The organism is Photorhabdus australis DSM 17609 (assembly GCF_000711895.1).
GTDB classification, from domain to species: Bacteria; Pseudomonadota; Gammaproteobacteria; order Enterobacterales; family Enterobacteriaceae; genus Photorhabdus; species Photorhabdus australis.
The window spans coordinates 49,945-73,116 of sequence record NZ_JONO01000012.1 but is presented as its reverse complement, the minus strand read 5'-3'; the positions used below and the strand labels follow the sequence as shown (position 1 = coordinate 73,116).

The following is a 23,172-nucleotide window of genomic DNA, read 5'->3' as shown; positions in this document are numbered from 1 at the left end:
TAATGAAAACCAAAGCTATTTATCCCGGCACATTTGATCCTGTTACCTACGGACATATCGATATTGTTACCCGTGCTGCGGGTATGTTTGACCACGTTCTTTTTGCTATTGCTAACAGTACCAGGAAAAATCCGGTGTTTACTCTGGATGAACGCGTTGCCATGGCGAAAGAAGTAACCTCGCACCTGGATAATGTGGAAGTAGTGGGTTTTTGTGAATTGATGGCCAATTTCGCAAAGAAGCAACAGGCCAATATTCTTATCCGTGGTCTTCGTTCGGTGTCTGATTTTGAGTATGAATGGCAACTTGCAAATATGAACCGCCACTTTATGCCTGAATTAGAGAGTGTCTTTTTATTGCCATCACAAAATCTCTCGTTTATATCTTCGTCCTTGATTAAAGATGTCGCTCGTCACGACGGCGATATCTCATCATTCCTGCCAGAACCTGTTGCGCAAGCAATGCTAAAGAAATTAGGCAAAATAAGTTCCTGAACATTACCCGGGTTAGCAGGGATATTCCCTATCCCTACACTTCACCCGAACATCTGCATAAATTAATGCTGACAATGACGGCAAAAGAAAGTGCTACGCTGCCCAAGCTTAGTACTTTCTATTTTCTCACCACAAATCCGACATGGCTCACCGGCCCTGCCATAAACAAATAATTCCTGAGCAAAATAGCCCGGTTTACCGTCAGATTGTAGGAAATCCCTAAGCGTCGTCCCACCTTGTTCAATAGATCGTTGCAGAACCTTTTTAATGGTTTTTACCAATAAATACGCTTCACGCTCAGTCAACGTATGTGCCAAGCGCTCAGGTTGAATATGAGCAGTAAACAACGCTTCGTTCGCATAGATATTACCGACGCCTACAACTAACTTGTTATCCATTAGCCAAGGCTTAATTGATGTTTTTTTATTACTAGATCGGGCGTAGAGATAAGCGCCATTAAAATCATCAGAAAGTGGCTCAGGTCCCAAATGAGTCAATACTGAACACCGATTGAGGTCATTACTCCATAGCCATGCACCAAATCGTCTGGGATCGGTATAACGCAAGACCTTACCATCAGCCATGACTAAATCCACATGATCATGTTTTTCCGCAGGGCGCTCCTCTAACAGGATCCGCAAGCTGCCCGACATACCCAAATGGATAACAATCCAACCCTCCGCTAGCTCAATCAGCAAATATTTAGCCCGTCGTTGAACACTGAGTACAAGCCGGTCACTCAGCGTCATAATTTCTTCCGCAACTGGCCAACGCAGCCGCCCATTTCTGACCACCGCATACTGAATTACGTTTCCTACCAGATGTGGTTCTATTCCTCTCCGGCTGGTTTCTACCTCTGGTAGTTCTGGCATGATGATAACTCCTGTATTATGTATATGTTTAAACTCTATTGCATCTCAGCAGATTAAGATAATATTTTTGTGTATCATTTCCAACCAAACTCAACAGGAATGAAAACAGATTGATGAATATGTTTGATATTAAAAATTGCAACAAAAAATCCTTATGGAACTTATCCATCATTGGAATTTATATAGTCCTTGTTTATCTGCCTGATATAACAAGATATAAAAATCTGGTTCTTGTTCTGATTGGCATTACAACATTGACCTACCTGGTAACGGATTTTCGTCAAGTGATACGCTCTATGCGCAATTCATTGTTTCTGTCTATTCTGTTATTCACCTTAGCAATGTTCTATTCAGTGGCAATTTCAGTCGATCCCACATTGAGCTTTCAAGAGATGAATAAGCCCATTTTGAATGGGCTATTACTGTTCAGTTTTACTTTCCCTGTTGTATTGTACAAAGAGAATAAAGAAAGCATTGCCAAGATGATTCTATACTCATTTGTCATTGGAATGTTGGCAATATGCCTGACTGATATTGGTAAATACATTATCAACTATAGTAAGAGTGAAATACCTTTGATCAATTTCGACCACCGGGAATTTTCTTATGGTTTTATTTTCTATTTCCCCATCCTACTTTGTACCTGGGCATTGTGGAAAAAACATACCTTGACGAGTTGGTTGATACTGGCTGTTGCTTCGGCTATCAGTTTGTTTTTGTTATTAGGTACCTTAGCCCGTGGTGCTTGGGTAGCTGTTACTGTTATAACTGTCTTTATCATCATTATTAATCGGGAATGGAAACTAACTATAATGGCGAGTTTAATCCTTAGCTTTTCAGTTATCCTTTCTCACACTGCGACAATAACTAATGAAAATACTAAATTACTATTTTGGAAGCTGACTCAAACTGATAGCAGCCATCGATATACTAATGGTGTACAAGGTTCCGCTCTGACTTTAATTATGGAAAACCCAATTAAGGGCTACGGTTATGGCAACAAAGTCTACCATAAGGTTTACAATGAGCGAGTTGCTGATTATCCAGACTGGATATTTCGTGCATCTATCGGCCCCCACAATATCTTTCTGGCACTCTGGTTTGCAGGTGGAATAATCGGCCTAATCACAACTTTACTGATGACCATCTCCGCACTGTATACTGGTAGCCATATTATTAGCCGTAACAATGGCATAATAAAGCAGGCAGGCATTATTCTATTAACTGGATTTATCGGATTGTTTATTGTCCGCGGGGCTTTTGAAAATACCTATATTAATGAGATAGGTATTTTATTGGGTTTGATGATTGCACTGTATAAAAAGAAAAGTGAATAATCAGATACCGCGGTCATCTCATGAGTGACTTCATATAACTACCATAACACCGATTATTATGCAGAAATATCCTTTGATATTGTCTGCATAATAAGCTTGGCTCGCTGATCCCAATTAAAGTGTCCTGTTACTAACATTTTTGCATAACTGGTCTGTGCTTTAATCTTTTCCGGATTAGCTCTCAATAACCGAATCTGCTGAGCAAAACTTTCCGCATTCTCACTGTCAGCAAAACTAACTGCATTTTCATCAACCACATCACGAATAGAAGGAAAGTCAGAAATAACCACAGGTTTACCCATCGCCATATACTCGAATAATTTTAGTGGTGAGGTATAACGACTGCCAATACTAGTCTTAGTTAATGGCAACAGGCAAATATCATTATCTGCAATCATCTGAAAACGTAATTGAGGTTGAATGAATCCCCAAAAATTAACTCTGTTACAAACACCAAGCTGCTGAGCAATCCGCTGTAATTGTTGAATTTGTTCTGGCTCACCACCCGCAATATTCAGCACTGCATTTTCAAGATAAACCATCGCTTCAATCGCCGTTGGAACCCCCTTCCAACGATGCAAGCTTCCCAGATAAAGGAGCTGGGTTGGTAATGCATGGTCAGTTGATACTCGTTTATCTGATGATATCGACCCCACAGCCAACATATCTACACCATCCGGTGCAACAACAATTGGTGTGCTGACATTATATTCACTGATAATATCATCACTCAGTAACGACGTCAGCACAAAAATAACCCTGGACTGACTATAAACAAAGCGCTCGGTTTCTTTCAGTTTCTGATATTTACACTGATTTTTATTTTTACTCAAATCATGTGATTCTTTAAATGACTGAGCAAAAATTTCATGACTTTCGAAAAATAAAGGAACTTCTGGATGTTCACATAATAGATATTTTGCCATTTTCAAATTACGGGTAAAAACCGCATCTACATTGTTCTTTTTCAACCAACAGGAAACTTGAAAATAGAACATCTTTTGCGTATTGAGCGGAAAGTACCACTTACGCCGGATATCGCGTAAAGGCATCAGTTTAGCTGATGATGGTAATGTGCGCCCAAGTATCTCCTCAGCAGTATTTGTACCCTCTGGTGTAACCAGATACACATCAGCACCCTGACGGGCAAATGCGTCAACATTCTGTAGGATTTGTAATGATGCCACCCGATAATCAGGAACCGGATAGGGGTCGATATAGGCAATCTTCATTATTTATCTATTGCTTTTAGTAAACGATTTGCTGAATGCTCCCAGGTATACATTATTTCAATCCGCTGACGAGCCTTCCTTCCCATTTTTTGCCCTCTGTCTGGCTGAGACAATAAAACATTAACCGCATCGACAATGGCTGAAGCATCCCCTGGTGTGACCAAAATACCTGAATTATTTTCATTACCGACAACTTCAGGTATGCCTCCGATATAACTGGCAATAACAGGTCTGCCACACGCCATCGCTTCCGCAATCGTGATCCCAAACGCTTCATCACCAACACTAGGAAAAATCCCCGCGTCACCAGCAGAATAATATTCAGGCAATTGATCATGCCCTACTGGCGGATGGAAGATCACTTGTTCTTCCAGTCTCAGTGCTGCAACCCGTTTCTTCAAACGTTGCAAATCTTCACCCGCACCGATAATCAACAACTTAACATCTTTACCCTGTAGCTGAGACATTGCATCAATGGCCACATGCATACCTTTCCAGCCAACCAGACGCCCAGCAAAAGTTAGCAAAAATGTTTTATCACTGATCCCAAGACGCGTTCTGACAGAAGAGTCAATCAGCTTGAACTTATTAGTATCAACACCGTTGTAAATAACCTGCGGAAATTGTTTAAAATGGTGCTGAATCTGCCAGGCATTAAAATGGCTACATGCCACCCAAGCTGAAATTTTCTTACTCAGCCTCCTGTCCCCCTTGAAGAAGCTGGTTCCACCACTCATATAGCAAAACTTAGTACGACTCTCTTTTGGCATCATTCGTGGCCAAAAAAAATCAAACGGCTTAGTTAGAATAATCCAGTCAAAATCTTCAGCAATGACAGCATGGCGGGCATGGCGGGCAAATGAATAACGTTCAACAATACGCTGAAAACGTCGGCCAATATTAATCACCTTTTCTCTAGGAGTGAATGGAAAAGTATGGATATGTATAGCTCTATCACCGAGATCTGGCTGAACATCACCCTCCCCACCAAAAATATGAATTTCATGGCCTACATCAGTCAGCGCTTTCGCTAGCTCCCAAACTGCCGTCTGAATACCACCGTAAGACATCGTCACAGTGACATCAACTAAACCTATTTTCATCTTGCTGTTATCCCTAATGACTGAGTTTCTAGTAACTTTTGAGTTGCCTGCCAGACTTGCTCAACAGATATAACAGACATCAAGTCTTCACGTGTAGCTTGCATATAGTCAACCGGATGCTCAATAACCTCTAGATGTGGGTGCTGTTGAGGCGCTAAAAAGCGGCCAGGATGAAAACTGTGATACATAGCAACCATTGGAATACCTAACGCACCAGCTAAATGTGTCGGCCCTGTATCAACACCAATGTACAAATTAAGTTTACTCATCACTGCTGCATTCTGCCGCATAGTCAGTTTACCAGCCAGTGAAGTACATTTTTCAATACCTAGTCTTTCTGCCAGTGATTGTGCAGCAATTTCACCGTCAGTACTGCCTAATAACACAATATGCGAATGTGGATAATGGTTATAAATGTATTGAGCCAATTTATAAAAATGTTCAACTGGCCAGTCACGATAGGCTTTTGCCGGGAAACTTTGTAACTGAAAACCAATCAACAATACATTATCCAAATGCTGCTGTTGCATAAAATTGTTGGCAAAACACAATTCCTCTTTACTGACACAGTAATTTAACTGCCAGTTACTCACTTCAACTCCTATTGCCTTGGCAAGCATGGCTCGTTCCTGCTGAGCTGGCATTAACTGCTCTGGCTTTTTTACCTCCAGCCAATCAGGTTGCAATGAAAACTTATCTGAAAATGAAACTGTTAAGCGTGATTTACGCTTCGCATATTGCAATAAAGGTTTGTCGTCGCCATATACTAAAGCTATATCATAATGTCTACGGATAAACCAGCGACACCATTTTGCCTTACTTTTCGAAAAAGCAATTAATTTATTGATATCACTTATGTTTTCCAAGATCTGCTTAGTTCTTTTATGCGCCATAACATCAATATTCACACCAGGCCATTTCTGTTTTAACGCACGAATAACCGGCGTCACCAGTAAAGTGTCACCGAAACGTGCTATAACAATGACCAGAATATTTTCGATTTGCATAAGACAATTATCTGATTAATCTGCTATAAAATTCAACAAAATACACAAAAATCTATGTTATATGCTCTTGATAGAGATAGGGTAAATTAAATTAACAATAGATTTAAAAATAAATTAATATCAATCAGTTAAGCGTCATTCAAAACTATAAACCAAAGAATAACGCCTAAAAAATCATTAAATTATGTTAACAATTCTTCCCTTTAATGCTGTGAAAAAAGATCTTTTCCATTTTATCCAACATATTATCCATTCCAAATAAAGCAACGGCTCGCTCTAATGAAGAATGACTGAATTGCAAACGCAGTTCATTATTACGAATCAACAACTCTAAACTTTCTGTCAATAGCTCTGCATTTCTGGGTTCCACAATATAACCGGTTTCACTGTCAATTACTGCTTCAGTAATTGCACCAACGGAGGTCGATACAACCGGTATCCCACACGCCATTGCTTGCATAATTCCTTGTGGCACACCTTCATTACCAAAAGAAGGTAATGCAAATAAATCCATCGCATTCAAACAATCAGGAACATCCTGACGATTACCTAAAAAAATGACACTATCTGATAAACCTTCTTGCTTCACTAAAGGTTCCAGTGATTTACGTTGTGGACCATCACCAACAAACAAAAGCTGCCAGTCAGGATATTTCTGGTGCAGAACTTTCCAGCTTTCTAACAGATAGCGATGCCCTTTCCAAGTCCTCATGGTCGCAACAACACCTAATGTCGGTTTATCCTTTATACCAATCCGCTGACGGCAAACTTTCTTATCTTCCGGTCGGAAACGATCTAGATTGATTCCGGTAGGCACTGATGTCATATGCTGTAATGGATAACGATTACTGACATGCAAATGTTGACGTAGTTTTTCACCTGTAGTCGCAATATGCCGGCACGCTTTGAGATACAACCAACGGGTTGTTATTGAATTGGATACATTGGTAGAAACATGCCTGGTTCTAACCATTGGCGGCATATGCCTTAACGTTGCACAAGCCACAGCAACCAACCATGAATCTGTCGAACTATGTGTATTAATAATGTCAAACTGACGGCCTTCTTTCTTTAACCAATTACGCATAGCAAGAAAGCAAAATAAACGTTTTTTCTCAATAGGCAAAGCGACAACTGGAACACCATAAGATTTTGCTTCGCGGTAGATATTAGAATTAGGACAACAGACAATAACCACCTTATGTCCACGTTTTATCATCCCTTGGGATTCTGTCAGAATACGAATTTCCTGACCTCCCCAACCGCAAGAAGATTCCGTATGTAAAATATTGAGTTTTTCTTTAGTCATTTCTGTTCTATATCCAGCCTGCCGGAAGGCGTTAGTATAGCGAAACAACATCTTACGTCTACGAATAACAGGATATATATGAAATGCTGAGAAAAAGGAGAGAATATCTGTTTTAAAATTCTTCAAACAACAAAAAACCCGGCCTAAGCCGGGTTTTTATCAAATCAACCAAAATTATTTAATCTTAGCTTCTTTGTACATGACATGCTGACGAACAACTGGATCAAATTTTTTCATTTCCAGCTTCTCAGGCATGGTGCGCTTGTTCTTCGTAGTGGTATAGAAGTGACCAGTACCAGCTGAAGAAACCAGCTTGATTTTATCGCGAATACCTTTAGCCATTTTTCAGCTCCTTAGTACTTCTCACCGCGGGTACGAAGCTCAGCCAGAACTGCATCGATACCCTTCTTATCAATCACACGCATACCTTTAGCAGATACACGCAGAGTTACAAAGCGCTTCTCGGACTCAACCCAGAAACGGTGGGAATGCAGGTTAGGCAGAAAACGACGCTTAGTCGCATTTAATGCGTGAGAGCGGTTGTTACCACTCATTGGGCGTTTGCCAGTAACTTGGCAGACTCGGGACATGTCTATTCTCCAAAAATCAAATCAGCTCGAGCTTTGTATTGGGTATGGCCGCCTCGTCAGGCTTAGGAGCCCATCTCAGCATATTCTACTGAAAAGACTCACGTTTACTCAGAAAATGTGCTGAGATAGGCTCTTCTCGCCAAACCAAAGATCCTCAAAGGTGGCGTAGTATACGCCCTCAATCGCTGACGCTCAAGTCCCGCACAACTAAAGATCCGCAAGGATCTTGAAAAAGTTAGACTAAATCCATCCCCTCTCAGCAAATGAGACACAACATTGTCGACCAATAACAAGATGATCCAGCACCTGTATACCAACCAGATTACAGGCATCAATGACTTTATCCGTGACAATCTTATCTGCCAAGCTTGGCTCTGCATGACCTGATGGATGATTATGTGCCAAGATAATGGATGAAGCATTCACCTTTATCGCCGATCTGACAATTTCACGAGGATGAACTTCAACTTTATTGATTGTGCCTTTAAACATCTCCTCATGGCAGATAACTTTGTTTTGATTATTGAGAAACAACACAACAAATATTTCCCTGTCACGCCCTGATAACAAGTTCTGCAAATATTCTCGGGTTACACTTGGGCTACTCATAATATCTTCATGTATGAACTGGCTGGAGAAAAAACGCTTTGCCAGTTCTGCAATAGCTTGCAGTTGCGCGTATTTAGCTAATCCCATACCTTTATGAGAACAAAAAGTGTCATAATCAGCAGAGAGTAAATGGTATAAAGACCCAAACTCTTTCAGCAGAAATTCAGCCATCCGTAAAACAGGAAGACCTCGAGTTCCGGTACGCAGAAAAATAGCCAGTAACTCAGCATCTGTCAGAGAAACCGAGCCATAGGCCAGCAATTTTTCTCTGGGAGCTAAATTCGAATATATTTCTTCTGTATTTTCAGCCACATCAACTGCCATATATTCATCTCCCAGCTTTGTTCATCTGATATAAACAGTATTCCATGTCTCAAAAATAGGAGCGAATGTCATCTTCAAGAGCTGCGTAGCCGCTCGCAAACTTATTCTTTTTTACTATCAAAACTCAGACTATCCTCAACTCTGCAATCTCTTGTGATAAAATCCAAAACCCTTTCAACTTATATTCGGACAATCATGATGGCAGGACTTTCCGGCAAACAGATTGTGCTCGGTATCAGCGGAGGGATCGCCGCTTACAAAACTCCCGAGTTAATACGCCGTTTGCGTGATCGCGGTGCGCAGGTCCGTGTAGTGATGACGCCGGCAGCAGAAGCATTTATTACCCCACTGACATTGCAGGCAGTTTCCAGTTACCCCGTTTCCGATGATCTATTAGACCCAGCAGCAGAAGCCGCTATGGGGCACATTGAACTTGGCAAATGGGCGGATCTCATTATCCTTGCCCCTGCTACTGCGGATTTACTCGCTCGCTTGGTGGCGGGTATGGCTAATGATCTGTTGACAACTGTTTGTCTGGCTACCACTGCCCCCATTGCGGTAGTTCCTGCGATGAATCAGCAAATGTTTCGTGCTCAAGCAACACAACATAATCTCAAGATTCTTGAAGAACGGGGGGGGCTCCTGTGGGGCCCAGACAGTGGCAGCCAGGCTTGTGGTGACGTTGGCCCTGGTAGAATGCTGGACCCAATGGCGATTGTCGAACTGGCCGAACAACATTTTCAAGCAAACCAAGATTTAGCCCAGCTAAAACTTGCTATTACCGCCGGACCAACTCGTGAAGCACTGGATCCAGTCCGCTTTATCAGCAATCATAGCTCCGGCAAAATGGGATTTGCTATTGCCCAAGCAGCTGCAACACGTGGCGCAGAAGTTACCCTTATTACAGGCCCGGTTAATTTACCGACACCACCGGGTGTTAAGCGAATAGACGTAACCAGTGCCTTAGAAATGAATGAACAAGCACTGATAGTAGCCAGTTCACAGAACATTTTTATTGGTTGTGCCGCCGTTGCAGATTACCGCGCTAAACAAATTGCCGCTGAAAAAATTAAAAAACAGGGTGATGAGATCACTTTCACCCTGATCAAAAACCCGGATATTGTTGCTAATGTAGCGGCAATGCCCAAAAACCGTCCTTTTGTTGTTGGATTTGCAGCTGAAACCCAGAATGTGGAAGAATACGCACGAAAAAAACTGAACCAAAAACATTTGGATCTGATTTGTGCGAATGATGTATCCCTTACTGGCCACGGCTTTAACAGCGATACTAATGCATTACATTTGTTCTGGCATGAGGGGGGCGTCCGCTTACCCCATAGTAATAAATTATTACTCAGCCACCATTTATTAGACGAGATAGTCAGACGCTATGATGAAAAAAATCGACGTTAAAATCCTTGACCCACGTATCGGGAAGGAATTTCCTCTGCCAACTTACGCCACCCCAGGTTCCGCCGGTTTAGATTTGCGGGCTTGCCTTGATAAAGCAGTAGAACTGGTACCTGGACAGACTGAACTTCTTCCGACCGGCCTTGCCATTCATATTGGCGATGAACAACTGGCGGCCGTTATTCTGCCTCGTTCGGGCCTTGGGCATAAGCATGGCGTCGTTTTGGGTAATCTGGTTGGCTTGATTGATTCCGATTATCAAGGCCAACTTATGGTTTCGGTCTGGAACCGTGGTGATAAAGCTTTTACTGTCGAACCGGGCGAACGTATCGCTCAAATGGTTTTCGTGCCTGTCGTTCAGGCTGAATTCAATTTGGTAGAAGATTTTGCAGCCAGTGAAAGAGGCTGCGGTGGTTTTGGCCATTCCGGTCGCCAATAACTCTCTGTAAAACCTATACCCATAGATTTCAATTTGCAGCGCGGCGGCAAATGAACGCATCCCCAGTCACATAGATAACTATGTGACTGGGGTAAGTGAAAGCAGCCAACAAAGCAGCAATTTGAAGGATGAAGGGTATAATACCGTTCATCCATTATCATATCCTTTGCTCAAATATCATTGAGCAAAGGGTTGTTGATTTGTTTTGCTGCTCTTAGCAGGGAGTCCTATCCAACATGGCAGAAAACGAAAATACGAAGAAGAAAAACAGGCGCGAGGAAATCTTGCAGGCTTTAGCGCATATGTTACAGTCCAGTGATGGTAGCCATCGGATAACTACCGCTAAACTGGCCGCCAATGTGGGTGTTTCCGAAGCCGCGCTCTACCGGCATTTTCCCAGTAAAACCCGGATGTTTGACAGTCTGATTGAGTTTATTGAAGACTCATTAATTTCACGGATTAACCTAATTCTGCAAGACGAAAAAGATACCATTGCTCGTATTCGCCTGATATTAGCGTTGATTCTAGGTTTCTCAGAAAAAAACCCGGGGCTGACTCGTATCATGACAGGCCATGCTCTAATGTTTGAACAAAACCGACTGCAAGAGCGTATAAATCAGTTGTTTGAACGAATTGAAGTACAGCTCCGTCAAGTTTTGAAAGAGAAAAAATTACGTGATGGGCAAGGTTTCAGTTATGATGAGTCGCTGTTAGCCGCCCAATTACTGGCATTTTGTGAAGGTATGCTATCACGCTTTGTCCGCTCAGAATTCCACTATCGTCCAACACAGGAGTTTGAAGCGCGCTGGCCATTATTACGGGCTCAGTTACAATGATTTATTCTACTACTCACCCCGCCCGTTATTGGGCGAGGGCTTTTTTTTAAAGCTGACTGTCAAACACCATACTGCTCACGATATGCTTCCACTGCATCCAAATGCTGTTTCATTTCTGGCTGACCACCTAAATAATTAATCAAATCATTCAAGGTAATAATAGAAGACACTTTACAGTTGTAATCTCTTTCAACTTCCTGAATTGCCGAAATTTCACCATTCCCACGTTCCTGACGATCAAGACAAATCATCACACCAGCAAGAGTCGCACTATGCTGCTTAATAATCTCCATAGATTCACGGATAGCAGTACCTGCCGTAATAACATCATCAACCAGTATGACATTGCCTTTAAGTGGACTACCGACTAAAACTCCACCTTCACCATGATTTTTCACTTCCTTGCGGTTAAAACAATATGGCATATCAATATCATAGTGCTCTGCCAGTGCAACCGCCGTTGTTGTTGCGATTGGGATACCTTTGTAAGCAGGTCCGAATAACAAATCACATTGAATACCACTATCCAATAATGCTGCCGCATAAAAACGCCCGATTAACGCCAAATCACGCCCAGTATTAAACAACCCGGCATTAAAGAAATACGGGCTTTTTCGTCCTGATTTCAGGGTAAATTCCCCAAACTTTAATACCTGTTTTTTTAGCGCAAGCTCGATAAATTCGCGCTGATAGGCTTTCATTGGTGTCTCTCCTCTCTACTTAGTTCTGATTATCGCCATATAACAGGCACAAAAAAGGCGACTATTACGTCGCCCCGAGCAACTGAACTATTTTAACGCGGTTCTCTGCGCTGCAAAAATGGTCTCTAGTCCCCCTTTAGCAAGGGATAATAAGGACAACAATTCATCATGACTGAATGGCTCGCCTTCTGCTGTGCCTTGCACTTCAATCATCCGACCATCTTCCATCATCACAACATTCATATCAGTTTCAGCCGCTGAATCTTCCACATATTCCAAATCACAACGACCTTCGTTATCCACAATACCAACAGAAACCGCAGCAACCATTGATTTCAGCGGATTCTCTTTCAATTTGCCCGCGTCAACCATTTTATTCAGCGCATCAACTAGCGCTACACAAGCACCAGTAATAGAAGCAGTACGGGTACCGCCATCAGCCTGAATGACATCACAATCCAGAGTAATGGTATATTCACCCAATTTTTTCAGATCAACCGCAGCACGCAGTGAACGGGCAATCAGACGCTGGATTTCCATGGTACGCCCGCCTTGTTTGCCTCTCGCGGCTTCACGAGCATTCCGGCTATGGGTAGAGCGCGGTAACATACCATACTCAGCCGTAATCCAACCTTGTCCTTGACCTTTCAAGAAACGGGGAACACCCTCTTCAACGGATGCATTACATAACACCTTGGTATCCCCAAACTCCACCAGAACCGAGCCTTCCGCGTGTTTAGTGTAATGACGAGTTATAGTGATAGGACGCACTTGCTCTGCCGCTCTTCCTGCTGGGCGCATGGTGTTATCTCCGTTGTTAAATCATTATTGGGGGCGCATTATACGGCCTAACGGGTCTAATGCCTATCCTACATCTACGACGAGCGTTATAATCCCCAATCTTTTGTTTAAATGGGAACGAATCATGATTCGTAGTATGACTGCTTTCGCACGGCGAGATATCAAAAGTGAATGGGGAAATGCAGCTTGGGAACTGCGCTCCGTTAATCAGCGTTATTTAGAGACTTATATCCGCCTGCCAGAACAATTCAGAAGTTTAGAACCGGTGATCCGTGAGCGTATTCGTTCCCGCCTGACTCGCGGAAAAGTTGAGTGCAACCTACGTTTTGAACTGGACTCACGCGCTCAGGGAGAACTCATCTTAAATGAAACCCTGGCAAAACAATTGGTGAATGCAGCAAATTGGATCAAGCAACAGAGTAATGAAGGTGAAATTAATCCCGTTGATATTCTGCGCTGGCCAGGTGTTATGGCAGCGGAAGAGCAAGATCTGGATGCTATCAGTACCCAATTGTTGAAAGAATTGGACACAACACTGGATGCTTTTATTCAAAGCCGTGAAACCGAAGGCACCGCACTTAAGACGATGATTGAACAACGTCTGGATGCTGTTACCGAAGAAGTCCGCAAAATTCGCCAGCAGATGCCTGAAATTATGCAATGGCAACGGGAACGCCTGCATACCAAACTGGAAGAAGCCCAGGTACAGCTTGAAAATAATCGTCTTGAACAGGAGTTAGTGCTGCTTGCTCAACGCCTTGATGTAGCAGAAGAATTGGATCGCCTGGACGCTCACGTCAAAGAAACTCGCAACATCCTGAAGAAAAAAGAGGCCGTTGGCCGCCGTCTGGATTTTATGATGCAGGAATTCAACCGCGAATCTAACACGCTTGCCTCCAAATCCATCAATGCCGATATCACTAATTCCGCTATCGAATTAAAGGTGCTGATTGAGCAGATGAGGGAACAAATTCAAAATATTGAATAGGGTTTCTTAGCACTTCAGAGAAAACCATAAAGCCAGATATATATTGTTATATCTGGCTTTTTTACTATCAAAGCATTGCAGAACGAATCACAGTAGCGCATGATTAGTGGGTACACCTTAGATGGTATGACAAGCTCGTCAATAAATCAGATGGCGATACCAAAGTCAGGAACATCAAAATTAGAATGGGAAGATACTTGTGATGGCGTGATCCAAAGACCCCATCTAGATATCTGCGTAGCTTAGCGTGCAATTGGTGGCGTTGTATGAAGATATAAAAAGCCGCACTTAAAGATAATCCGTACTGAGATCCCTGCTGTTGAATAAACACCCAAAAGATGTACAATTTATGTACATCTTTGGAGATATATTATGCGTACATACACCTCAACCCAAGCGCGAGCCAATATTTCAGAAGTGTTGGATGCTGCTACCCACGGCGAACCAGTTGAAATTACTCGTCGAGACGGCAGCTCAGCAGTCGTTATCAGTAAAACAGAATTCGAGGCATACCAGAATGCCAAACTGGATGCAGAGTTCGACTCGATTATGCAGCGTCATGGGCATACGGTAGAAGCTCTGACAAACCGATGATATGGGTCAGCGGACAGGAAATTATCGCTTTTCATGACCGTATATTGCAGCGGCTTCCCGGCGTTGCTGGACACTCATCTATCGAGTGCAAAACCGAACACACTACGAAGGCATAACAGACATTTTTGAACTTGCAGCCACCTACTGGGTTGCTATTGCTCGCGGTCATATCTTCAATGATGGTAATAAACGCACTGCTTTTTTTGTTACCATGACTTTTCTCTACCGCAACGGTATCAAAATCCGTGATAACGACAATACGTTGGAAAATTTAACGGTAGATGCAGCTACGGGTGAGAAAACCGTTGACCAGTTGGCGCAGCACCTACGCAAACTGGTGGACTATTCTCACCCAAGCTGTAATCCATGATAACGGCCCATTTTTTTGAGAATGTAAGGAACACCTCGTTCAGATGGGTACACAAGGGTGTCCCTCTAGAAAATACTGAATAACACAAGACCAGTATTCATGCGGGTTTAAGCCTGATACTCAATGAAAAGATTCGTCACAAATTACAGAAAACCAGAAAGCTCGTATAATCGCGAGCTTTTTTAATAGCATAGCCTTGACTCTACCAACGGTCAGATGCTCCCCCACCTCCACTGGAACCACCACCACCGCTAAAATCATTACCAGAACTACTGCTTGAACTACCACCGTCGTAGAAATCACTACCAGAACTGCTGCTTACACTAACACCATCAGACTTTCTTCTTCTTTTTCTTCTGCTATTACGAGACCCACTATTCGATATCTTAGCGATCCCGACTAGCTGTCTACCGGTAAATGCCGCAGCGAACGCGAAAAACATCATCAGAATAAACGTAGATATCAAAAAGATGCTGAAATAACTCATAAAATTACTTACGGGAGCAGCCCCCATAAGATCCATCAATAAAGCAGAGACGGCAATAGTTAGACCACACATTGATGCCCGGCCAAACAGAGTACGTCGCCGAAATACCAAATTTGGCAGCAATATCATACCCAAAAACCAGAAAACAAACTTAAGGGAACCAATATTGATTATATCGCCAGGATTAGCCGCCACACTGCCCATATCCCCCACTTCATTCGATATTGGTTGACCATTCAACAGCAACGTAATCGCATTAATACCGAGACTAATGCCCGCATAATAATCCTCCTGCTTAAAAGCTGGCCCCACATCATTACGCAAAATTCGTCCCGTTTGAATATCGGTCAATTCACCCTCAAGACCATAGCCAACTTCAAAACGCATTCTATGATCATTCAATGCAATCAAAAAAAGCACACCATTATTCTGCTCTTTACTTCCCAGCTTCCATTGCTCAAATACCCGCGTTGCAAACTGCTCAATAGAGTCACTACCCGTCGTCGGTAAAATTAAAACTGCCATCTGTACGTGGGTTTGTGTTTCTAAGTTCTCAAGTTGACGAGTGAGATGGTGATGTTCATCTGGCGTCAGAATTTGGGATACATCCATAACGCGTTGGGTTAATAAGGGTACCTCGATAGTGTGTGCAGATACACTCCCCACCACAAGATACAGCAACAACATAACGATATGTTTCATATAAACCACCAAATTCTTTTAATGATATGCAACCCCAAAGTCGACTGTCGGCACCTGAGAAACTACATCTTCATTCGCAGATAAAAAATTAACCTTTGCATGGTAACCCATCAATTTCGCCATCAATACGCCAGGAAACTGACGAATTAACGTGTTGTATTGCTGAACAGCGACTACATAGCGCCCACGTGCCACCGCAATGCGGTTTTCAGTACCTTCAAGCTGAACCATCAAATCACGATATAACGAATCAGCTTTCAATTCCGGGTAATTCTCACTAATGATATTCAAACGTGATAACGTGCCAGTCAGCGTTTGTTGTGATTGCTGCCACTGCTGAAGTGCTCGTAAGTCATCCGGTTTATGTTGTAACGCGGCAGTCGCTGCCATAGCGTTGGCTCGTGCTTTAGTTACCGCTTCCAGAACACTCGCTTCGTGGCTTGAGTAACCTTTTACCGTTGCCACCAGATTTGGTACCAGATCAGCCCGACGTTGATACTGATTTAGTACTTCAGCCCAACTTGAGTTAACTTTTTCATCACTGGATTGGATATCGTTATATCCACAGCCAGAAAGCATAAAAACAATAATAAATAACAATGGATAACGTAACATTAAATATCCTTAACCATAATAAGCTTCAAGATATCTCTGCTTTTTCGCCGATAATGACCCTAGTATTCATGAATATTCTGCATAAATTTGATCTACATGCTTCATACTAACAATCCTATTATCAAATAAAAAACAGGTTTGCTGAATCTGGCCGGAGAATTCAACAACGTATCGAAGGTTTGCAAGATTATGGGCGTATCGGGAATATCATGCATTGAGGGCCAGCCTGTTATGTGATGGACGTTCTATGCCATTGATAAGCCAAATTGTCCCCCCCCAAAAAAATTTACTACCTGACACTCAACTTCAAGCTTTGCCAAATATTTACTTATATGTGCTTCCTAAACTGTGTATTGACTCAATTCATTACTATCTTTAGTCATCAGCTGCACCAGTTTCGGATGTACAAATAGCTTTTCTTTCCCGGCCTGAATTTCTTGTAATACTCCAATATCACACAGCTGTTTTAAATAGACTGAAGCTGTTTGCCGTTTGGCGATATTATTCGCCACCAAATTACTAATACGGCAATAAGGTTGTTCAAATATCACCTGTATCAATTCATGGCTATAAACTTTAGGCAAGCTCTGTTTTATATACTCGCTGGTGTATTCAATCAGCACCCTTACTGCTGCGATTTTATCAGCGGTCCATTTCGCAGTTTGCTCTACCGCAGCCAACATATAAATTATCCACTCTTCCCATTTGCCAACAGCAGTAACTTGAGTGAGCAATCGATAATAATCACTTTTATGTTGTACGATGTATCGGCTTAAATAGAGAATTGGCAGCGTTAAAAGCTTTCGATCAATGAGATAGAGGATATTAATGATACGGCCAATACGCCCATTACCATCAGTAAATGGATGAATAGCTTCAAACTGGTAGTGAGCAATAGCCATTTTGATTAGTGGATCAATACCATCTTCCTCATGTAGAAACTGCTCCCAGTTGCTGAGCAAATCGCGGATGTGAGTCTCACCCACTGGTGGCGTATAAATAATTTCACCAGTTGCCTGACTACTAAGCGTTGTACCGGAAACTTTGCGAATATTCATATCAGTAGCTTTTAGTCGGCTACAAACTTCAATAGCTGTATTCATGCATAGTGGCCGCCGAGTTAATTGTATGAACCCTTCGCAAAGTGCAGTACGGTAGCGTAGTACTTCTTTTGTTACAGGATCAGCCAAACTGTCTTCTTGTGCATATTGGAACAATTTGTCCGAAGTGGTGACAATATTTTCGATTTCCGAGCTGTCTTTTGCTTCCAGCAGTGGCAACAAGTTAATAAGTAACCCCTGATTAGGCAACAATTCACCTGCTTGTTTAAGCTCAGCCAGCGCAGCTCTGGCGGGTATACAAGCTTTTAATACTGCAATGGACTCCATCACTTTTGTGGTCGGCGGCAATAAGGGAATAGCATTAAAGGGAACATCGGGCTGCCATGTCATGTTTATATTTCCTATTTTTTTCGACACGTTGCGAGTATATGTTGACGGCATCAACACGTAAAGATTTTATGTCGATAAAATTAGTAAATTTCGACACATGTTAACGATATGTCGATAATATCGACGTGTCATCAACAAGCGGCGATATCTTTATTAGCATCTGACGATATCTGTAATTTTCACTGGTTCACGGCGCTGTGCTTATCGCATAACTTGACCATATTCAACAGGAATAATGGGATATCTTTGGCAACACCAGCCGGATTAAACGACTCTGCTACTTTCTCTGTTGCCTTCTCCGTTAAACATAAAAAACAGTGCACCAGTCAATAATATCAACCCACCACATATTATTAAAAGAGATTGAACACTAATATAATCAGCAACTGGACCAAACAACACCATACCTAATGGCAAAGAACAGGACATAGATATTTGGACTAAACTAAATACCCTCCCCATCATCTCAGGTTTAACCTTTTCCTGAAAAGTTGCTACTATCGGTGCGTTAAAACAAGGCATTATCATGCCCAAAAAGACGTTTAATGCCAGATAAAGCGGGAACCAATACGCGTAGCCAAGAGCAATCGTAAATATACCAGAAAGCGCGCAAGCTACTGCTGTTATACGCAGTTTATTTTTATATTCATTCAAAAAAGAAATCAGCAATCCGCCTAAAACTGCTCCCGCACTAAATGTCACTTCATTAATCGCTAAACGCCATGATTCCTCACCAAATGTCCGGTTAACTAATAGCGGTGTCAAAAACGCAGCAGGACTAACCAGGAAGCAATCACAAATCAGGAAAATCAAAAGATTTCTAATTATCTTATTCTCTCGCAAATAGCGAAAACCAGCCAAAACTGCCTGAAATTTATTATCCGGCATGGAATCAGAAGCTACCGTAGGAATAGGAATAAATGCAACAATACTAATGCCAATAATGGCAGTCACCACATCCACTAAAAAAATATTTTCAAGCGAAGTTTGAGAATACAAAAAACCACCGATGGCAGGAGATGCCAACATCATCAGTGAAGTCAGAGAAGTATTAATACCATTAACCCGCAGTAATTTCTCTTTCGGGACCAGTTGCGGAATGATCGCATTCACTGCTGGAGTCTGAATCCCTGTACAAAATGAACGTAAAACCAATGCTACAAATAGTAATTCAATGCTCTTGAATCCAAGCATAAAAGAGAACGCCAAGCCAAGAGTCACTAATGCAGTTAACGCATCAGAGGCAATGCTGAGCAACTTACGGTTGTAAGTATCCGCCCAAACACCGGCAAACAAAGAGATTAATACCTGTGGAAGAAATGCACAGAGTACAGAAATAGCCAGCATTTCTCCTGATGATGTGCTTAAAGTGATATACCAGACGATAGAGAACTGGACAATGGAAGACCCCAACAGAGAAATTGTTTGAGCTGATAGAAATAAAGCTGTTTTTCGCTTCCAACCTGGAAGTATTGAACTCATTTTGACTACATCCCTTAAAATTTAAGAGGTGTAATGTCTGAAGGTGATTATTCAAACACAAACTCCTCTAGCTCTTTTATAGTTGGTGCACCAGCAGCACCAGAACGATTAACAACAATAGCAGCAACACGATTGCCAAGCTCAACGGCCTCCCTCAGAGACATTCCTTGTGATAAACCAGCCAGCATGCCACTACTGTGAGCATCACCGGCTCCGATAGTATCTACCACTTTCACCTTATAGGAGGGAACATGCTCGGGGACGCTATCAGGCAGGCATATCCATGTCCCTTGTGAACCTAACCGACAGATAATTGTGATTTTTCTTGTACTAGAATAATAACTGGCCTGAGTGACAAAATCGCCTTCTCCACACAACATAGCAATCTCATCACGGTTCAGTGTCAGAATGGTTCGGTCAGCAGGCAATGCATCAATGAAGGCGGGATCTATCTCTGGTAAACGCGGACCAAAATCCAGCAACAACGTCTGTCCAGGAGGTGACATCAGTAACCAGTCACGCAAAATCGCCGTAGTTTTGCCCGCCATGACATAACCACTGGCATAGAGATACCCCTTTTCCGGAAGAAAAATAGAGGAGAGCATTGCCGCACTCCAGTCAACTTCACAGCCACTAACGGAAACAAAACTTCTCTCTCCATTCGGTTCGACCATTGCCAGACACCAACCATTATCAAGATATGAGTTGGTTAACGTGACCTTAAGTCCAAGAGCTTGCATCTCTTTAGTTATCCGCTCACCCCAATATCCATGCCCAACCGGTATACCATTAATCACAGGGATTTTCAGACGGACCAAAGCCCGCGCAACATTAAAACCTGAACCGCCGATCTGCCTATCAATTTCTTTTGCTTCCTGGTCTTCACCGCTGCGAGGAAGCCTTGGTAAATTGAGAACAATATCTCCCGCAGCAGCACCGACCACAGTAATCGGCAGTAACTCTCCCATCAGGCTCTCCTTTTCAGGCTAAATATAAGCCATAACCCGGCTTAATAAAGAAAGCAGCGAATGGCTCCAACCATGGCATTGATAGCGTCCGCATCTCCCCCGAGGTCGGCGCAAAAAAATCGCACACCTAACCGGATAACCATCAACAAATCCACCATGGCCAGAGCACAAGAAATAGACTCCATGATGTCCATTCTGGCACCAATAAAGTCACAAAGTTCTTTCAGTTTATCCAGCCAAAAGGTTGCCATTTATTGCAAAACCCATAGTCCAGAAGACATACCGAGTGTTTGACCATCGCCATAGAAATAACCTGGAATGACATCTGATGCGGGTTTAATCATCTTTAATTCCTGCAAAATACATAAGAAATATTTACACTTTAACACTGGCTGAGGCTAAATAAGAATTGGCCTGTATAATTATGTGATATCAATCTAACTCCATTAGTCAGACTGACATTTCATTTATATATTTATCTGCACTGAATATATTTAATTCTCGACACTATCAATGACATTGAATGATTTTATTAACTGAATATGCGAACAATTTAATAATAGAGTGGATAATATCCTCTATTATTCTGTTACAACAAACGATTGAAAACGTAATTAAGAAATAGTCAAAAAAATTAGAGAGAGTTTACTGGCATTTAAAATACAGCAAGTGCCATATTTATATGGCACCCACTACTTATTACTTTGTGACTTACTTTTTATCTGCAGCTGCCAGTTGCTGATAAATATAGTGTTTATAGCTATCCACCAACTCTTTATCCTGACAATCATCCAGCGCTCCTCGACAGAGATGGCGCATCGTCATATTCGCCCGATAAAAAGGTGAAACATCCAATTTAGCTCTCTCCATAATCATTCCACCCAGGAATGAAATATCCGTCAATTCATCAGTCTGAACAGGTTCTCCCTGTTTCAGATTATCCCGCATAGTAAACTGAGTGATATAACCCGGATTTGGAAATACACTATCATACTCATCTAAGTTGATATTAGGTTGATGATCACCGAAATAGAGGAAGATTGTTGGCTTTTCCCGTTTAGCAACAAACTCGCTGAAATCTTTAATTGCTGAATCAGAAGCCTTGATTTTTTCCATATAGTGACTGAACTTACCCGCTGCCTGTGAACTTTTCACATGCCCAGCAAGTCCGTAATCATCAGCATGATCTTCATCATACGGGCCATGTTCATACATGGTCAGAGAGAAAATAAACAGCGGCTTATCCGTTTCCTGTCCCAAGATTTCTTTTACATAATTCAACATATCCTGTGTAGGGATAGTCCACAGATTTTCGTCAATACTGGCGGGATAGCCTAATTCCTGCGGTTGGATAATACGGTCAACTCCCAGCGTCTGGTAAGCATGGCCAGAATGATAAGAGGATTTATTAAATGGTGTCAGAACAACGGTGTAATAGCCATTTTGTTTCATCTCGCGGAACAGACTGTATTTCAAGTGATCGACGATAAAATAAAAAACAGCATTTTTACGTGAACCAAAATCATCCGTATTCAAACCCGTCAAAGCAGAGAATTCAGATAACCAGGTACCACCGCCAAAAGTTTGTACTCTCATGGGGCTTTGAGCACTAACCCCGGTATTCCGCTGGAACATATAAAGATTAGGTAACCGTGAATCATCCGGTAATTGATAGATATATGGGGTAACTGTTGATTCCTGCAATAACATCACCACATCTGGCTTAATTTCCGACTGCGGCACAGGCAGCGTGACATGCTTAGCCTGTTGCAGGAAATAATCGGATGATTGCCCAAACTGAGGAGCATGATATTTGGCATCTTTAGCTGACATCACCATATTAGTGACTGTACCACGCCCTTTTGGTAACGAAGACTCCCACTGATCTCTAAACGCATTGGCGGTAGCACTCACTTCCCATACACAAATCACAACCAACACCAGGCTGACAATACGCCATTTGAAACCACGGGAAGGTGATGACTTTTTCCAGCTGAGCACCATATTAAAAATCAACCAGATAAACATAGCAATCACTGCCAGGCCAGCCAGCCAATAATGCCGCAATGTTTCCTGATTAGCAGGATCAAACATTAAATTCAGGTCAGAGAACATTAGCTGTTCTTTGTAGTAATGAACTTTTATCTGATTGAGAAACTTAAAGATAATAAACAGTGTTCCGGTAAAGGCAACAGAAAACAGTAACCTGGCCGATACAAAGAACACCAAACCAAATATCGCACCAAATACACCGAGAGCTATCAATGCTGGATAAATAGCATCACTTTTTTCAAAAAGCAGTATTAAAGTTGCAATAAACAATAATCCCAGATAAACACTCGATATTATCTTCTTTTTCATATCGTACTAAACCCAGTTAATAGAAAGCTCATACTAGTCACCGTTGGCAAAAATAACACAGACAAGTTAAATCAATCGAAACAAAACTAT

At 42.1% G+C, this 23,172-nt stretch carries 24 protein-coding genes and 3 pseudogenes; 10 read left to right on the top strand and 17 right to left on the bottom strand.

Going from position 1 to position 23,172, the window contains the following annotated elements; genetic code table 11:
* The first annotated feature begins 2 nt into the window (after positions 1–2).
* Positions 3–494 carry a pantetheine-phosphate adenylyltransferase gene (coaD, locus tag BO26_RS06355; RefSeq protein WP_036770048.1) on the top strand — a complete coding sequence of 164 codons (492 nt, stop codon included), beginning with the start codon at positions 3–5 and terminating at the stop codon, positions 492–494.
* A 62-nt stretch (positions 495–556) separates the two neighbouring features.
* Here coaD and mutM read toward each other — a convergent pair whose 3' ends face one another.
* A complete protein-coding gene (mutM, locus tag BO26_RS06350) occupies positions 557–1,366 on the bottom strand; it encodes a bifunctional DNA-formamidopyrimidine glycosylase/DNA-(apurinic or apyrimidinic site) lyase (RefSeq protein ID WP_036770045.1) in 810 nt (269 codons plus the stop codon).
* A gap of 113 nt (positions 1,367–1,479) precedes the next feature.
* Here mutM and rfaL point away from each other — a divergent pair, with 113 nt between their 5' ends.
* Positions 1,480–2,703 (top strand): O-antigen ligase RfaL, encoded by a 1,224-nt coding sequence (gene rfaL, locus BO26_RS06345; RefSeq protein WP_236637354.1) that lies wholly within the window; start codon positions 1,480–1,482, stop codon positions 2,701–2,703.
* Positions 2,704–2,759: 56 nt separating this feature from the next.
* Here rfaL and BO26_RS06340 read toward each other — a convergent pair whose 3' ends face one another.
* The 7 genes from BO26_RS06340 to radC form a co-directional block, all read right to left on the bottom strand.
* Positions 2,760–3,935 (bottom strand): glycosyltransferase family 4 protein, encoded by a 1,176-nt coding sequence (locus BO26_RS06340; RefSeq protein WP_036770044.1) that lies wholly within the window; start codon positions 3,933–3,935, stop codon positions 2,760–2,762.
* A complete protein-coding gene (locus BO26_RS06335) occupies positions 3,935–5,038 on the bottom strand; it encodes a glycosyltransferase family 4 protein (RefSeq protein ID WP_036770042.1) in 1,104 nt (367 codons plus the stop codon). The genes BO26_RS06340 and BO26_RS06335 overlap by 1 nt, the downstream gene beginning before the upstream one ends.
* Positions 5,035–6,045 carry a glycosyltransferase family 9 protein gene (locus tag BO26_RS06330; protein WP_036770041.1) on the bottom strand — a complete coding sequence of 337 codons (1,011 nt, stop codon included), beginning with the start codon at positions 6,043–6,045 and terminating at the stop codon, positions 5,035–5,037. Before BO26_RS06330 ends, BO26_RS06335 begins: the two co-directional genes overlap by 4 nt.
* A gap of 187 nt (positions 6,046–6,232) precedes the next feature.
* Positions 6,233–7,354, bottom strand: a complete 1,122-nt coding sequence (locus BO26_RS06325) for a glycosyltransferase family 4 protein (RefSeq protein WP_036770038.1) — start codon at positions 7,352–7,354, stop codon at positions 6,233–6,235.
* Positions 7,355–7,528: 174 nt separating this feature from the next.
* Positions 7,529–7,696 carry a 50S ribosomal protein L33 gene (gene rpmG / locus BO26_RS06320; protein WP_010847629.1) on the bottom strand — a complete coding sequence of 56 codons (168 nt, stop codon included), beginning with the start codon at positions 7,694–7,696 and terminating at the stop codon, positions 7,529–7,531.
* Between the two features lie 11 nt (positions 7,697–7,707).
* Positions 7,708–7,944 (bottom strand): 50S ribosomal protein L28, encoded by a 237-nt coding sequence (gene rpmB / locus BO26_RS06315; RefSeq protein WP_004265123.1) that lies wholly within the window; start codon positions 7,942–7,944, stop codon positions 7,708–7,710.
* A gap of 240 nt (positions 7,945–8,184) precedes the next feature.
* Positions 8,185–8,877, bottom strand: a complete 693-nt coding sequence (radC, locus tag BO26_RS06310; RefSeq protein WP_036770036.1) for a RadC family protein — start codon at positions 8,875–8,877, stop codon at positions 8,185–8,187.
* A gap of 195 nt (positions 8,878–9,072) precedes the next feature.
* On the opposite strand from radC, the gene coaBC reads away from it, so the two are divergent.
* From coaBC to slmA, 3 genes are all read left to right on the top strand, one after another.
* A complete protein-coding gene (gene coaBC / locus BO26_RS06305; RefSeq protein ID WP_036770033.1) occupies positions 9,073–10,290 on the top strand; it encodes a bifunctional phosphopantothenoylcysteine decarboxylase/phosphopantothenate--cysteine ligase CoaBC in 1,218 nt (405 codons plus the stop codon).
* Positions 10,268–10,726 (top strand): dUTP diphosphatase, encoded by a 459-nt coding sequence (gene dut, locus BO26_RS06300; RefSeq protein ID WP_036770031.1) that lies wholly within the window; start codon positions 10,268–10,270, stop codon positions 10,724–10,726. The genes coaBC and dut overlap by 23 nt, the downstream gene beginning before the upstream one ends.
* A gap of 236 nt (positions 10,727–10,962) precedes the next feature.
* Positions 10,963–11,562, top strand: a complete 600-nt coding sequence (slmA, locus tag BO26_RS06295; protein ID WP_036770030.1) for a nucleoid occlusion factor SlmA — start codon at positions 10,963–10,965, stop codon at positions 11,560–11,562.
* Positions 11,563–11,621: 59 nt separating this feature from the next.
* Here the strand turns inward: slmA and pyrE are convergent, their stop codons facing one another.
* Positions 11,622–12,263 (bottom strand): orotate phosphoribosyltransferase, encoded by a 642-nt coding sequence (pyrE, locus tag BO26_RS06290; RefSeq protein ID WP_036770027.1) that lies wholly within the window; start codon positions 12,261–12,263, stop codon positions 11,622–11,624.
* A gap of 87 nt (positions 12,264–12,350) precedes the next feature.
* Positions 12,351–13,064 (bottom strand): ribonuclease PH, encoded by a 714-nt coding sequence (gene rph / locus BO26_RS06285; RefSeq protein WP_036770025.1) that lies wholly within the window; start codon positions 13,062–13,064, stop codon positions 12,351–12,353.
* A 124-nt stretch (positions 13,065–13,188) separates the two neighbouring features.
* Between rph and BO26_RS06280 the strand changes: the two genes are divergently transcribed.
* From BO26_RS06280 to BO26_RS06270, 3 genes and pseudogenes are all read left to right on the top strand, one after another.
* Positions 13,189–14,052: a YicC/YloC family endoribonuclease gene (locus tag BO26_RS06280; protein ID WP_036770022.1), complete on the top strand. Its 864-nt coding sequence runs from the start codon at positions 13,189–13,191 to the stop codon at positions 14,050–14,052.
* 372 nt (positions 14,053–14,424) lie between these two features.
* On the top strand, positions 14,425–14,646 hold the full coding sequence (locus BO26_RS06275) for a type II toxin-antitoxin system Phd/YefM family antitoxin (RefSeq protein WP_036770021.1): 222 nt from the start codon (positions 14,425–14,427) through the stop codon (positions 14,644–14,646).
* Positions 14,643–15,016, top strand: a pseudogene (locus BO26_RS06270) (type II toxin-antitoxin system death-on-curing family toxin). Before BO26_RS06275 ends, BO26_RS06270 begins: the two are co-directional and overlap by 4 nt.
* Before the next feature lie 202 nt (positions 15,017–15,218).
* Here the strand turns inward: BO26_RS06270 and BO26_RS06265 are convergent.
* Positions 15,219–16,205 (bottom strand): TPM domain-containing protein, encoded by a 987-nt coding sequence (locus BO26_RS06265; RefSeq protein ID WP_036770019.1) that lies wholly within the window; start codon positions 16,203–16,205, stop codon positions 15,219–15,221.
* An 18-nt stretch (positions 16,206–16,223) separates the two neighbouring features.
* Entirely contained in the window at positions 16,224–16,820 is a 597-nt protein-coding gene (locus BO26_RS06260; RefSeq protein WP_036770018.1) for a LemA family protein, read from the bottom strand.
* Positions 16,821–16,916: 96 nt separating this feature from the next.
* Between BO26_RS06260 and BO26_RS23060 the strand changes: the two are divergent.
* Together BO26_RS23060 and BO26_RS23925 are read left to right on the top strand one after the other, a co-directional pair.
* Positions 16,917–17,021 (top strand): annotated as a pseudogene (locus tag BO26_RS23060) (IS481 family transposase); the annotation flags it as partial.
* Positions 17,011–17,106: pseudogene (locus BO26_RS23925) on the top strand (hypothetical protein); the annotation flags it as partial. The pseudogenes BO26_RS23060 and BO26_RS23925, both read left to right, overlap by 11 nt.
* A gap of 55 nt (positions 17,107–17,161) precedes the next feature.
* Here BO26_RS23925 and fic read toward each other — a convergent pair.
* From fic to BO26_RS06235, 5 genes are all read right to left on the bottom strand, one after another.
* A complete protein-coding gene (fic, locus tag BO26_RS06255; protein WP_036770015.1) occupies positions 17,162–18,271 on the bottom strand; it encodes a protein adenylyltransferase Fic in 1,110 nt (369 codons plus the stop codon).
* 264 nt (positions 18,272–18,535) lie between these two features.
* Positions 18,536–19,753: an MFS transporter gene (locus BO26_RS06250; protein WP_036770012.1), complete on the bottom strand. Its 1,218-nt coding sequence runs from the start codon at positions 19,751–19,753 to the stop codon at positions 18,536–18,538.
* A gap of 47 nt (positions 19,754–19,800) precedes the next feature.
* A complete protein-coding gene (locus BO26_RS06245) occupies positions 19,801–20,721 on the bottom strand; it encodes a PfkB family carbohydrate kinase (protein WP_036770011.1) in 921 nt (306 codons plus the stop codon).
* Positions 20,722–20,762: 41 nt separating this feature from the next.
* Positions 20,763–20,972 carry a hypothetical protein gene (locus BO26_RS06240; protein WP_036770010.1) on the bottom strand — a complete coding sequence of 70 codons (210 nt, stop codon included), beginning with the start codon at positions 20,970–20,972 and terminating at the stop codon, positions 20,763–20,765.
* 460 nt (positions 20,973–21,432) lie between these two features.
* On the bottom strand, positions 21,433–23,082 hold the full coding sequence (locus BO26_RS06235) for an LTA synthase family protein (protein WP_036770008.1): 1,650 nt from the start codon (positions 23,080–23,082) through the stop codon (positions 21,433–21,435).
* Positions 23,083–23,172: the final 90 nt, after the last annotated feature.